We start from the raw sequence: 12,160 nt of genomic DNA on the forward strand, positions 1-12,160 counted from the left end.
AGCGGCTGAAGGCCTCTGCGTCGTATTCAGCTCAGCGCTGCACCATCTTCTGCGCCTGCGCGATGAAGGCCGCCGAGCCCTTGTCGTCTTCCACCAGGCTCTGCACCTTGACGGGCACGGCCACGCCGCGCTGGCAGGCGGGCCGGGCCTTCATCGCGTCCAGCCAGCGCTGCAGGTGCGTCAGGCCCTCGACCGACACCCCGGACCAGCGGTGCGTGCGCACCCAGCACCAGTTGGCAATGTCGGCCACCGACAGGGCATCGCCCGCCAGCCACTCGGTCTGCGCCAGTTGCGCATCGAGCACCTCGAACAGCCGGCGCGACTCGTTCTGATACCGGTCGATGGCGGGTTGGATCTTTTCGGGGAAGTAGCGGAAGAACACGTTCGCCTGGCCCATCATCGGCCCCACACCCCCCATCTGGAACATCAGCCACTGCATGACGCGCGAGCGGCCCTTGACGTCGCTCGGTATCAGCGTGCCGGTCTTCTCCGCCAGGTACACCAGGATGGCGCCGGATTCGAACACCGCAAAGTCGTCGGCTTCCCGGTCCACGATGACCGGGATCCGTCCGTTGGGGTTGAGCTTCAGGAACCACGGCTGCTTCTGTTCGCCCGAGGCCAGGTCGATGGCGTGCACCGTGTAGGGCAGGCCCATCTCTTCGAGGGCCACGGAAACCTTGTGCCCATTGGGCGTGGCGGCGGTGTACAGGTCGATCATGGTCAGGCTTTCAGGCTGGGCCGCTCGGCCAGCGCCGCGCGCCAGCGTGCGAGGTGGGGATGGGCTTCACCCGGCTTGAAGCGGATGATGCGTGCAAAGTCGACCAGCACCACGGCGGTGATGTCGGCCAGCGTGAAGTGGTCGGTCGCAATAAAGTCGCGGCCGGCCAGATGCGTGTTCAGCGTGTCGAAGAAGCGCAGTGCGCGCGCCAGGCCGCGGGCTCCCAGTTCCGGAATCTGCGGCACCGCGGCTTCGCCGGTCAGGGCCCGGTCCTTCATGGCGGGGCTCGTGTTGCGGAAGGCTTCCGCCACCGCCAGCATCCCTTCGAACTCCAGCCGCGCGTTCCAGCTGGCCACCTGCGCCTTCTCGATCGGCGTACGTCCCAGCATCGGTGGCTCAGGGTAGACCGCTTCGGCCCAGGCCCAGATGGCCGCGTTGTCGGGCAGCACGGTGCCGTCGTCCAGCTTCAGGGCAGGCACGGTGCATTGCGGGTTGAGCGCCCTGAACGCCTCGCCCAGCTGCTCACCTCGCACCAGGTCAATCTGCACCGTGTGATGCGGAATGGCTTTCTCTGCCAGCAGGATGCGGGCGCGGCGGGGGCTGGGCGCCGTGGCGCAGTCGTAGAGCGTGATCATGCGGAGCATCGTGCCGGATGCCGCGCACCCGGCCCATGCGGGATACACCCCATGGCTCACCCGTAGGTGATGCCGCTCGTCTTGCCACCGAACACGCGGTAGACGAACACCGTGTAGCCCGCAATCGCCGGCAGGCTGATGGCAGTGCCCACCAGAATGATCTTGAGCGAGGACGGTGCGCTCGCTACCTCCCACACCGTGAGCCGGTCGAGCAGCACATAGGGGTACAGGCTGTAGGCCAGCCCGAACGCCCCGAGCACCAGCACACTGACGGCCAGCACGAGCGGCAGCCACGCGAGCCGGGCCTGCGGCCCACGGATGCGATGGGAGTTCAGCAGCCCGCGCAGCGCCACCAGGGCCATGCCCGCCATCAGGGGCACGGGCAGCAGGGCCAGCAGGTTGGGCAAGGTGAACCAGCGCCCGGCCACCGTGGGGCTGACCAGCGGCGTGGCGATCGACACCAGCGCAAGGGCCAGCACCAGGCCCGGCCAGGCGATCTTGGCCCAGCGCACCGCGCGCTCCTGCAAGGCTCCGTCCGTCTTGAGGATGAGCCAGCAGGCGCCCAGCAGCACGTAGGCCGCCGGCACCGCAATCGCCACCCCGGCGGCGAATGCCAGGGCCATCGGCCCTTCGGCCAGCCCAGTGACGTAGCGGCCCAGCATCCAGCCCTGCGCCAGCGACGCCAGCAGCGAGCCCGCAAAGAAGGCGGCGTTCCACAGCGGCTTCTGCTGGGCGCGCGCCTTGACCCGGAAGTCGAAGGCCACCCCGCGCAGGATCAGACCCAGCAGCATCAGCGCCACCGGGATGTACAGCGCCTGCAGGATCACCCCGTGCGCCTTCGGGAAGGCGATGAGCAGCAGGCCGACGCCGAGCACCAGCCAGGTCTCGTTGGCGTCCCAGAACGGGCCGATGGAGGAGACCATCTCGTCGCGCTCGGCGTCGTCGTGCGCACGCGGCAGCAGCATCCCGACGCCGAGGTCATAGCCATCGAGCGCCACGTAAGCGAGCATGGACACGCCCATCAGCAGCCAGAACAGCACGGGCAGGAAGGTGTCGAAGTCCATCTCAAGCTCCTTGCTGGGTGAGGCCCTGTTCGGGCGTCATGCCGGGCACGATGGGATCGGGGCCCGCGGCATCCAGCGGCTTGCTGGCCAGGTAGCGCAGCACGGCCACATAAGCGAGCAGCAGCCCGACGTAGAGCACGAGGTAGCCCCCCAGGCTCCAGGCGACGGTGGCGGCCGGCGTCGTCGTCACCAGGTCGGCGGTTTGCAGCACGCCATACACCAGGTACGGCTGGCGGCCGATCTCGGTGACATACCAGCCGGCCACCGTGGCAACCCAGCCCGAGAAGGTCATCAGGGCCAACGCCCGCCACAGCCACCTGGGCCCGGTGACCTCGGTGCGCCAACCGGTGCGACGCAGACGCCACCACGCCAGCCAGCTGACGGCCAGCATCAACATGCCGGTGGCCACCATGATGCGGAAGGCAAAGAACACCGGCTTGACGGGCGGGTGTGCGCCTTCAAAGGCCGAGAGGCCCTGAATCTCGCCGTCCAGTTCGTGCGTGAGGATGAGCGAGCCCAGTCGGGGGATGCCGATGGCCCAGTCATGGCGCTGCTCGGCTTCGTTGGGCCAGGCCATGAGCAGCAGCGGGGCGCCGCGCTCGGTGTGCCAGATGCCTTCCATCGCAGCGATCTTGGCCGGCTGGTGCTTCAGGGTGTTCAGGCCGTGCAGGTCACCCGCCAGGATCTGGATCGGGATGAGGACCGCGGCCAGCGTCACGCCAAGGCGCAGCACCTTGGGCGTGGCGGCGTTGGCCCGGCCGCGCAGCACCTGGCTGGCCGCGAGCCCCGTCAGCAGAAAGGCCACTGTCAGGCCCGACGCCAGCAGCATGTGCGTCAGCCGGTACGGGAAGCTGGGGTTGAAGACGACCGCCAGCCAGTCGACCGCGTGCACCTCGCCGTTGATCAGCGTGTGCCCCTGTGGCGTCTGCATCCACGAGTTCAGGCTGAGGATCCAGAAAGCACTCATCGTCGTGCCGAAGGCCACCAGGAAGTTGGCCACCAGGTGCATGCGCTCGCTGACCCGGCCATGGCCGAACAGCATCACGCCCAGAAAGGTGGCTTCCAGGAAGAAGGCGGTCAGCACCTCGTAGCCCAGCAAGGGCCCGGCAATGTTGCCGGCGCGAGCCATGAAGCCCGGCCAGTTGGTGCCGAACTGGAAGCTCATCGTCACGCCACTGACCACGCCCAGCGCGAAGGTGAGGGCGAACACCTTGGTCCACAGCCGCCAGGCACCCAGCCAGGCGGTGTGGCCGGTGCGCAGCCAGCGCCATCGCATGAAGAGCAACACCCAGCCGAGGGCGATGCTGATGGTGGGAAACAGGATGTGGAAGGTGATGTTGGCCGCGAATTGCAGCCGCGAGAGGAGGAGGGTGTCGAGGGCGTCCATGGCGTCACTCCGGGTCGCGTTGTCCGGCTACCTTGAGGTGGCCGGTGAACTCCAGCAAACGGCCGACCTTCGCGCCGAGCTTCATCAGCTGCGCCAGGGTGCGGGCGTCCATGCGCTGCACGTCGTCGAACCAGGTCATCATCAGTTCGATCAGGTCGTGCATGCCCTGCATCCGCTCCTGGGCGACACGGTCGTCGTCGGTGGTCGGGGCGGCCATCAGGGCCCCGCGGAGCATGGTCAAGGTGGGTTCCACCTCGCGGCGGCGGCGCTCTTCGGCCAGCGTGCGGAAAATCTCCCACGCGTCGGACGGGGCCTCGAAGTACTCGCGTCGGTCGCCGGGCAGGTGCTTGAGGCGCACCAGCCGCCACGACTGCAACTCCTTGAGCCCCATGCTGACGTTGGAGCGGCTGAAGGCCAGCGCTTCCGTCAGGTCGTCGGCGTTGAGCGGCCGGGGAGAGAGGTAGATCAGCGCGTAGATCTGACCGACGGTCCGGTTGATGCCCCAGCGGCTGCCCATCTCTCCGAAATGGGCGACAAAGCTGGCAACGAGGGGGGACATGGTGCTCATGGGGAAGAGGGATGCGAGGGGGTGAGGCGATTGTGTTTCTTGAATTTCAGAAAATCCTGAAAACAGAGAATTAACCTCTGGGGCTAAGGGGGTTAAACGGAAGGCGGTGGGCTGCAGGCCTCCCGTGTTTTTTTGTGAATGGCCTGTCATCCGGCCGGGGGGGTGCCACGTTGTAGAGACACCGTAGCAAGTGGAAGCCCTCGTTCCATGAACCGTCACACCGAGCAACAGCTGCTGAATTTCTGCGCCGCCCAGCATGGCCGCTTCAATGCCCAGGCCTGGGACACGCTGGAAGGCGTCTCGCCGGAACAGAAGGCCTGCGCCATGCTGCTTCTGGCCCACGCCCGCTGGTATGGCCGTCAGCAGGAGATGCAGTCCCTCGTGGGCGAGCCGAGTCGGCCCCAGGCTGCCGGTCGCCTGAGCGAGCTGGCCAGCCGCGCCGGCTTCAATTGTGGGCGCTTCGCCCAGCGCCTGCAGGCCCGTCTCTGGTCCAGTACCGAACCCAAGCGCTGACCGCTTTCTGACTTATCCCCGCTTCCTGTGGATAAGTCTGTTGGGAAGCCTTGGGCAAACGCCCCCCTCCCTGGGAAACCCGGTGGTCTGCCTTGAAATGTGGCAGTTCCGTGAAGTCCGCATTAACAATCGGCAGGGTCGGCAGAGGGGGCACCGCCGCCGGTGGCACACCGTTCGCAGATGCAGGCCAGACCGCGTTTGTCGCGCGGGACGCGGGCCAGTAGCGCGGGGCTGAAAGTCACCGATTTGCACCAGCAGGGGGCGTCCAGCGACCGGGCGCCGGACAAGGCGCAGCCGTTGGGCCCGCCGCACAGGGGGCACACGGCGTCGTTCAGGGCGTCAGCGGTCGGCGGTTTCATCGCAGGCTGTCGGGTGTCAGGGGCTGAGAGCACGCAGTGTCCGCGCCGGTTCTCGGTGCGTCCACCCGCGAAAATACCTGCATCACCCCATCATGCTGTCGACTTCGGCATCCAGCTCGGCGGTGTGCACCACCCGTTCCGCCAGCCAGTCCAGGTTGATGCGGAAATGGCCCACCAGATCGGGGGCCACTGCCGCCAGACACTCGGCGGCGGGCAGGTTCATGTCCGTGGCGTCGGCCAGGACCGCGGCGAGATGAAGGACGCCGCCCAGGGGCTGGAAGGGGCGGGTCTCCCGGGGCCGGCTGGCGGCGGCAAAGCCCTGCAGCAGCGCATCCGGAAACTTCCAGCGACGGGCCAGTTCGGCGGTGACGTCGGCGTGGGTGCATTGCCAGCGCGCCTGCTCGAGCACGAAGCGGTCGCCCGGCCGCGCGACGCTGGCCTCGATCACGGCCACCCCTTCCCGCTCCACCTGCATCATCAGCAGTTGCCCCGTCTGCAGCATCAGGCCGCCCAGGTAGGCCACTTCACCGTCGACCATGGCCGGACGCGCCAGCAGCGCCCCATAGTGCGCGCAGGCCAGCCCCCGCCGCCAGAAGCGGCGCCGGTCGAGCCCGGGCACTGCCGGGAAGCTGCGGGCCATGCAGCTGGCCATGGCGAGGTTGCGCAGCGTCACCATGCCGAGCGTGGCGGTGGCTTCCCGCAGGCTGCTGATGCTGCGCAACGGGCTGTAGCGCGCCGTGTTGGCCACGCGCAGCACCGTGGCGCTCAAGGCGGGGTCTTTCCCGATCACCAGGGCCAGGTCGTTGAGCGACAGGTTGTCGTCATTGAGGCTGCGCATCAGCTCCATGGCGACCCCCGGCATGTTGGGCAGAACAAGCGAGAACGGAAAGAAGCTGCTGACGGGGCTCATGAAGGACAGGCTGGGACGGGTGCGCCACTCTAGGCCGGTGTCGGCGAATGCGCCCGTGCAGAAAGCACGCTTCACCGAGGGTGTCGGGTTTGCAACATCGCCTGGGCGGGGGATTCGCAACACGGTGGGGGGCTGCCTTTGCTGCACACTGCGCGCCATGCAGCACAGCGAGATGGTGACCGTGGGATTGCACTGGGGCACAGGCCTCGGTGCGGCCGCCATCTGGGTGAACGGGCGGCTGGCCTTTGCCTCGGCCGAAGAGCGGCTGACCCGGCGCAAGGGCAGCCGTACCTGCCCCGTGCACGCGCTGACGGCAGGCCTGCGCATGCTGGGCCTGACCGCCGCCGACGTCCGCCGGTTTGTGGTGGCCGGGGCGCCGGCGCTGCAACATGATCCACACTGGCTCGACTGGGCGGCCACCCACAAGGTGGCGGCCCCGCGCGTGGTGAGCGTGCCCTTGATGGCGGCGCAGTGGGCGCAGGCCGTCGGGCTGTCACCGTTCGATGAGGCGGCCGTGTGGTGCAGCGAGGCCCATGCCGTGGCTGGCGGCGGTGAGCAGGGGCGCAGCGGTGTGCAGAGCCGGGATGGCGTGCGGGCGGTGAGGGCGGAGCCCGGGCCCCACGGCATGGGCGCGGCGTATGGTGCGGTGACACGCTGGCTCGGCCTTCGCCCCGATGGCGACGAGTGGCGCGTGATGGGCGCAGCCGCATGGGGCGATCCGGGGCGGTATGCGCAGGCCTGGTCTGTGGCCCTGGCGGACGACCCGGAACGCGGATTGCGGTTCGCCCCCGGCCTGTGGGAGACGGCGCCCGACGGTGGCCTGCAGTGGGCATCCGGGCCGGCCGAGGCGCTGTTCGGCCCACCCCGACACCCCGAGGCGCCCTGGGAGTCCGCTCACTTCGATCTGGCAGCGTCCGTTCAGGCGCTGGCTGAAGGCCATGTGCTGGCGCGGCTGCACGCCCTGCATGAGCGGACCGGTCTGCGCCAGGTGTGCCTGGGCGGCAGCGTGATGCTGAACTCGCTGGCGAATGGACGGGCCGCGCTCGAAGGGCCTTTTGATGCCGTCTACGTGCCGTTTGCGCCGGATGCCAGTGGCTGCGCCATTGGCGCCGCCTTGTTGGGGGCGCAGCAGTTGGGCTGGACCGCGCCGCTGGCTGACCGGGGCCAGGCCGGCGTCAGTTCCTGCCTGGGGCGATCGTTCGACGAGGCCGACGTGATGGCCGCGCTCCAGGCTGCGCGCCTGCCCTGGCGCCGCCTGGAGGACGGTGAGCGGGAGGCCGAGGCGGTGGCCCGTCTGCAGCAGGGGCAGGTGCTCGGCTGGTTTCAGGACCGGGCCGAGTTCGGCCCTCGGGCGCTGGGGGCCCGCTCCATCGTGGCCGACCCGCGCCACGCCGGCATGCAGGACCGCATCAACCGGGCGGTGAAGTTCCGGGAGGCGTTCCGACCGTTCGCCCCGGCGGTGCTGGCCGCGGCCCAGCCAGACTGGTTCGAGGGCACGCGGCAGCCTGCCTCGCCCTACATGGACAAGGTGCTGCCCTTCCGGGCTGCCCGCCGGGCCGAGGTGCCGGCCGTGGTGCACCGCGACGGCACCGGGCGCCTGCAGACGGTGGATGCGCACGCGCCAGCCCGGTGGCGGGGGCTGATCGAGGCCTTTGCCCGGGCCACCGGCGTGCCGATGTTGCTGGACACCTCCTTCAATGTCGATGGCGAGCCGGTGGTGGACAGCCCGCAGGACGCCGTGCGGACCTTCCAGGCCGCCGGGCTGGATGCGTTGTTCATCGGCGACCTGGTGGCGGCCCGCCCGCCGTGCGCTTGATCGGCGGCAAATGCGGGTCATACGTGACATTCGTTGCATCGCCGGGGCGTGGACGTGTCGCGGTTGACATGCGCGTTTCGCGCGGTGCGACTACCATCTGTCCGCAATCCGTGAACCAGGCTGCTCCCTCCATGCCCCTCCTTCCTGTCTCGCCGTGGCGGCGACTCGGCGCGCTGGCGCTTTCTACCTTGTTGGCGACACCGCTTGTGTCGCAGGGGGCGCTGGCCGCGTCTGACCTTCCCGGCACCGCCCGCGTCATCGTCAAGCTGCGTGCCGACAGCGACCTCGCCACCGTGAGCCAGCGGCAGGCCGCGCAAGGGCTGGCCGCCGACGAACCGAGGCCGATGCGTCGACTGGGGCAGCGCGCCGGACTGGCCCTGACCGACGGGCGGCAGGTGGCGCCCCGCATGCACGTGGCCATGGCCAACGGGATGACCGCCCGTGATCTGGCCGCCCGCCTGGCAGCTCGCAGCGACGTGGAGTACGCCGTGGTGGACGGCTGGCGCCGGCCCGGTAGCGTGGCGGAGCCAACCGACCCGCTGTTTGCCGCGAGCGCGACCGCTGCGCTGCCTGCGGGACAGTGGTACTTGCGAGCGCCCACCCCCACCCTCAAGGCCGCGATCAACGCGCAGGCAGCCTGGTCGACGCTGGGGACCCGCGCTGGCCTGAATGCGGTCGGCAGCAATTCGGTGGTCGTGGCGGTGCTGGACACCGGCGTGCGCTTCGATCACCCGGATCTGAGCAGCAAGCTGATTTCACCGGGCTACAGCATGGTGGCCGAGGGGACGCGGGCCGGTTACCCCGGCGGCGGGCGTGTGGCCGACGCGTCCGACCTGGGCGACTGGCTCACGCAAGCCGAGATCAATGCCAACCCTTCGCTGTATGACGATTGCGAGGTGCGGCCCAGCAGTTCATGGCACGGCACGCAGGTCAGTGGCGTGCTGGGCGCCAGCAGCGACAACGGCGTCGGCATGGCGTCGGTGGCCTGGGAGCCGCGCCTGCTGCCGGTGCGCGTGCTGGCGAAGTGCGGGGGGTACGACTCGGACATCATTGCCGGCATGCGCTGGGCTGCAGGGCTGTCGGTCAATGGCGTGAGCGCCCTGAGCAGCACCTCGACCGCCCGGGTGATCAACCTGAGCCTGGGTGGCACGGGCGCCTGTTCGGCGGCTTACCGCGACGTGGTGGCCGAGCTGACCGCGCGAAACGTGGTGGTGGTGGCCTCGGCAGGCAACTCGAACGGCGCGGCCGTGACGGTGCCCGCCAACTGCCCCGGGGTGATCGCCGTGGGCGGCCTGCGGCACGTGGGCACCAAGGTGGGATATTCGGCGCTGGGCCCGGAGGTGACGCTGGGCGCACCCAGCGGCAACTGCGTGAACTCGTCGTCCGACTCGAATTGCGAATACCCGATCCTCACCACGCTGAACAGCGGCACCACCACGCCGGTGACCGGCAGCAGTGGGGCGATCTACAGCAGCAGCACCAGGCCCACCTACGGCACCAGCTTCGCGGCCCCGCAGGTCAGCGGCGCCGTGGCACTGTTGCTGAGCGCGCGGCCCGAGCTGACGCCGGCTGCGGTCGCTCAGATCCTGCGCAACACCGCCCGGGCGTTTCCGAGCGCCGGGGGCAGTTCGGGTACGCCGCAGTGCACGGCACCGGTGGCGGGCACGAAACAGCTCGAGTGCCATTGCACGGAGACCACGTGCGGCGCCGGCATGCTGGACGTGGGCCAGGCTGTGGCCGCGGTCGACCAGCCGGTCGCCGTGGTGTCCACCGGTGGCGCCACGCTGTACCCCGGCCGGGCCATCACGCTCAGCGGTGCGGGCTCGATGGGCAGCACCGCCACGGCGCAGATCACGAGCCACAGCTGGAGCCTGCGTGACGGGGGCGGGATCGTCACCGCCTTGTCCGGTGACACCAGCACCGTTTCCGTGACGGCCACTCCCTCGGCGGCTGGCACCTTCAAGGTGCGCTTGACCGTGACCGATGACCAGGGGCGCACCGGCACCTCGGACCACCTCGTGCACGTGGCGAGCGCCGTCGTGGCGCAAAGCAGCAGCACGGAGGCTGGCGGCAGCTCGGGCGGTGGGGGAGGGGGCGGCCGCATCGACGTGGCGGCCCTGCTGGCCCTGATGCTGGTGTGCGCGGTGGCCGCCAACCGGCGCCCCGCGCGGGCGCTCAGGGCACCAGCACGTAGTCGCTGAAGGCCACGCGCTGCACGCGCGCGTCGATGTGCTGGCGCGCAAGGTGGTCGTTCACGCTGCGGCGGATCTCACGAGACATCTCGCGCATGCCGTCCGGCCCGATCACGTCTTCGGCACTCAGTTCGGCCCCCAACTGGGTCACCATGGACTTGAAGGCTGGCGTCAGCGGGGCCAGCACCGCCTGGGCGTCCTTGTCGCTGACCTGAAGGCTGACCTCGACGCGCACGAAGCTGCCATCCGACAGTTGGGGGGTCATGCGCCCCAGGTCCACCCAGGCCGGGCGCGGGCGTGCCGGGTCTTCGGAGGGCTTCTGGGTGTAGAACCACACGCCCACGCCAAGCCCCAGCGTGGCCAGCCCGATGCCAAGGCCCACGAGCCAGTCCTGGCGGTCGCGGCGGGGCGGGGTGGTGGCAGGGCGGGCGGTCGGCATGCGTCGGGTCCTCGGGGCCAAGTGGTCGGAAACGCAAAGCTTAGGGCGTCGGCCGCCGCTTGTGGGCAGCACACCGGGCCCGCGTGCGACATCTGCACGCTCGTGCGCGGCAGCGTGGCATTCACGAAACTTTTCTGTGTGAGGCACGGCCGGGTCATGTGGCGGTGCGACCATGCACGCTTTGACACAATGCGGGCGCAGCCCGGCCCCTTGCCGGGCACCGGATCACAAACTACGCAATGACAGCGACAACGGCGAGCGGGCAGCGGGCCCGGATGGACCGAGGTGGACAGCAGGGGCGCATGCGCTGGGTGGGCCTGCTGGCGCTGGCTGCCCTGTTGGCAGCCCTGGGCTGGTGGTGGACGCAGCGGGGGGCAGACCCGAAGGCTGACACCGCTGCCGTTGCGCGCGGGCCCGCGGGCAAGACCCCACCCGGAGAGCGCCGACGCGGGGGCCGGGGTGGCAATGACAAGCCCGTGCCTGTGCGAACCGGCGAGGTCGTGCGCCAGGACATGGATGTGGTGCTCGATGCGCTGGGCACCGTGACGTCCACCGCGACGGCGACCGTGCGGGTGCGGGTGGACGGGCTGCTGCAATCGGTTCACTTCACAGAAGGCCAGCAGGTGAAGGCGGGCGATGTGCTCGCCCGCATCGACCCCGCCCCGTTCGAGGTGGCGCTGGCCCAGGCCCAAGGGCAGCTTCAGCGAGACTGGGCCCTGCTGGACAACGCCCGTCTGGCTGCGCGCCGCCTGGCCGAGTTGGTGCGGCAGGACGCTGCATCGCAGCAGGAGCTGGAGGCGCAACAGGCGCAGGTCGCGCAGTTCGAGGGCACGCTCAAGGTGGACCAGGCGGCGGTGGACGACGCCCGGCTGAAGCTGGGCTACACCCGCGTCACGGCACCCGTCTCGGGCCGCATCGGCCTGCGTCAGGTCGACCCGGGCAACATGGTGCGCAGCACCGACACCAACGGCCTGGCGGTGATCAACCAGGTCCAGCCGATCAGCGTGGTGTTTGCGCTGCCCCAGGACCAGATCGGGGCGCTGAACGGCCGCCCGGATGGCCTCGAGGTGCAGGCGTTCGACCGCTCGGGCGGCCGCCGGCTGGCCGTGGGACGGCTGATCGCGGTGGACAACCAGATCGACGCGACCACGGGCACCGTCAAGCTCAAGGCCCGGTTTGCCAACGCCGACGGGGTGCTGTTTCCCAACCAGTTCGTGAACACGCGGCTGCGCGTGAACCGGCTGATCGGCGTGCCGAGCATTCCCGAGGCGGCCTTGTTGCGCGGGGCCAAGGGCACGCACGTGTATGTGGTGGAGGGCGGCAAGGCCCGCATGCAACTGGTGCAGATCGGCCCACGTGACCAGGGGCGTGTGGCGGTGACGGAAGGCCTGAGTGGCGGCGAGCAGGTGGTGGTGGACGGCAGCGAGCGGCTGGAAGACGGCAGCGCGGTGGACGTGGTCCCGGCCGGGGCTGCTGCCGCCTCTGCGGCGTCCACCGCCTCCGCGCCCGGCAACGCGCGCCGCGGTCGGCCCGCGCACTGACGCCGTCACGCTGACTGG

General features: G+C 69.7%; 12 protein-coding genes. 4 read left to right on the plus strand and 8 right to left on the minus strand.

What is annotated here, in order from left to right:
* Positions 1-31: 31 nt before the first annotated feature.
* Genes Q0Z44_RS00600 through Q0Z44_RS00620 form a run of 5 tightly spaced genes read right to left on the minus strand, consistent with a single transcriptional unit; the run spans position 32 to position 4,372 of the window.
* A complete protein-coding gene (locus tag Q0Z44_RS00600) occupies positions 32-718 on the minus strand; it encodes a glutathione binding-like protein (RefSeq protein WP_298008574.1) in 687 nt (228 codons plus the stop codon).
* Between the two features lie 2 nt (positions 719-720).
* Positions 721-1,353: a glutathione S-transferase gene (locus Q0Z44_RS00605; RefSeq protein ID WP_298008579.1), complete on the minus strand. Its 633-nt coding sequence runs from the start codon at positions 1,351-1,353 to the stop codon at positions 721-723.
* A 56-nt stretch (positions 1,354-1,409) separates the two neighbouring features.
* Positions 1,410-2,417: a cytochrome d ubiquinol oxidase subunit II gene (locus Q0Z44_RS00610; RefSeq protein WP_298008583.1), complete on the minus strand. Its 1,008-nt coding sequence runs from the start codon at positions 2,415-2,417 to the stop codon at positions 1,410-1,412.
* A 1-nt stretch (position 2,418) separates the two neighbouring features.
* Positions 2,419-3,804, minus strand: a complete 1,386-nt coding sequence (locus Q0Z44_RS00615; RefSeq protein WP_298008586.1) for a cytochrome ubiquinol oxidase subunit I — start codon at positions 3,802-3,804, stop codon at positions 2,419-2,421.
* A 4-nt stretch (positions 3,805-3,808) separates the two neighbouring features.
* Positions 3,809-4,372, minus strand: coding sequence for a GbsR/MarR family transcriptional regulator (locus tag Q0Z44_RS00620; RefSeq protein ID WP_218929763.1), 564 nt, complete (start codon positions 4,370-4,372; stop codon positions 3,809-3,811).
* A 207-nt stretch (positions 4,373-4,579) separates the two neighbouring features.
* Between Q0Z44_RS00620 and Q0Z44_RS00625 the strand changes: the two genes are divergently transcribed.
* Positions 4,580-4,885 carry a hypothetical protein gene (locus Q0Z44_RS00625; protein ID WP_109035538.1) on the plus strand — a complete coding sequence of 102 codons (306 nt, stop codon included), beginning with the start codon at positions 4,580-4,582 and terminating at the stop codon, positions 4,883-4,885.
* Positions 4,886-5,007: 122 nt separating this feature from the next.
* Here Q0Z44_RS00625 and Q0Z44_RS00630 read toward each other — a convergent pair whose 3' ends face one another.
* Entirely contained in the window at positions 5,008-5,244 is a 237-nt protein-coding gene (locus tag Q0Z44_RS00630) for a cysteine-rich CWC family protein (protein ID WP_298008598.1), read from the minus strand.
* Between the two features lie 82 nt (positions 5,245-5,326).
* A complete protein-coding gene (locus Q0Z44_RS00635; RefSeq protein WP_298008603.1) occupies positions 5,327-6,154 on the minus strand; it encodes an HDOD domain-containing protein in 828 nt (275 codons plus the stop codon).
* Between the two features lie 157 nt (positions 6,155-6,311).
* Here Q0Z44_RS00635 and Q0Z44_RS00640 point away from each other — a divergent pair, with 157 nt between their 5' ends.
* Both Q0Z44_RS00640 and Q0Z44_RS00645 read left to right on the plus strand, forming a co-directional pair.
* Positions 6,312-7,970, plus strand: coding sequence for a carbamoyltransferase C-terminal domain-containing protein (locus Q0Z44_RS00640; protein ID WP_298008606.1), 1,659 nt, complete (start codon positions 6,312-6,314; stop codon positions 7,968-7,970).
* Between the two features lie 131 nt (positions 7,971-8,101).
* Positions 8,102-10,171, plus strand: coding sequence for a S8 family serine peptidase (locus Q0Z44_RS00645; protein ID WP_298008611.1), 2,070 nt, complete (start codon positions 8,102-8,104; stop codon positions 10,169-10,171).
* On the opposite strand, the gene Q0Z44_RS00650 is transcribed toward Q0Z44_RS00645, so the two are convergent.
* Positions 10,146-10,601 (minus strand): flagellar basal body-associated FliL family protein, encoded by a 456-nt coding sequence (locus tag Q0Z44_RS00650; RefSeq protein WP_298008614.1) that lies wholly within the window; start codon positions 10,599-10,601, stop codon positions 10,146-10,148. The two genes, Q0Z44_RS00645 and Q0Z44_RS00650, sit on opposite strands and share 26 nt — an antisense overlap.
* 239 nt (positions 10,602-10,840) lie before the next feature.
* Between Q0Z44_RS00650 and Q0Z44_RS00655 the strand changes: the two genes are divergently transcribed.
* Positions 10,841-12,142, plus strand: coding sequence for an MdtA/MuxA family multidrug efflux RND transporter periplasmic adaptor subunit (locus Q0Z44_RS00655; RefSeq protein WP_298008617.1), 1,302 nt, complete (start codon positions 10,841-10,843; stop codon positions 12,140-12,142).
* Positions 12,143-12,160 lie beyond the last annotated feature (18 nt).

The organism is uncultured Aquabacterium sp. (genome assembly GCF_947366995.1).
Lineage (GTDB): Bacteria > Pseudomonadota > Gammaproteobacteria > Burkholderiales > Burkholderiaceae_C > Aquabacterium.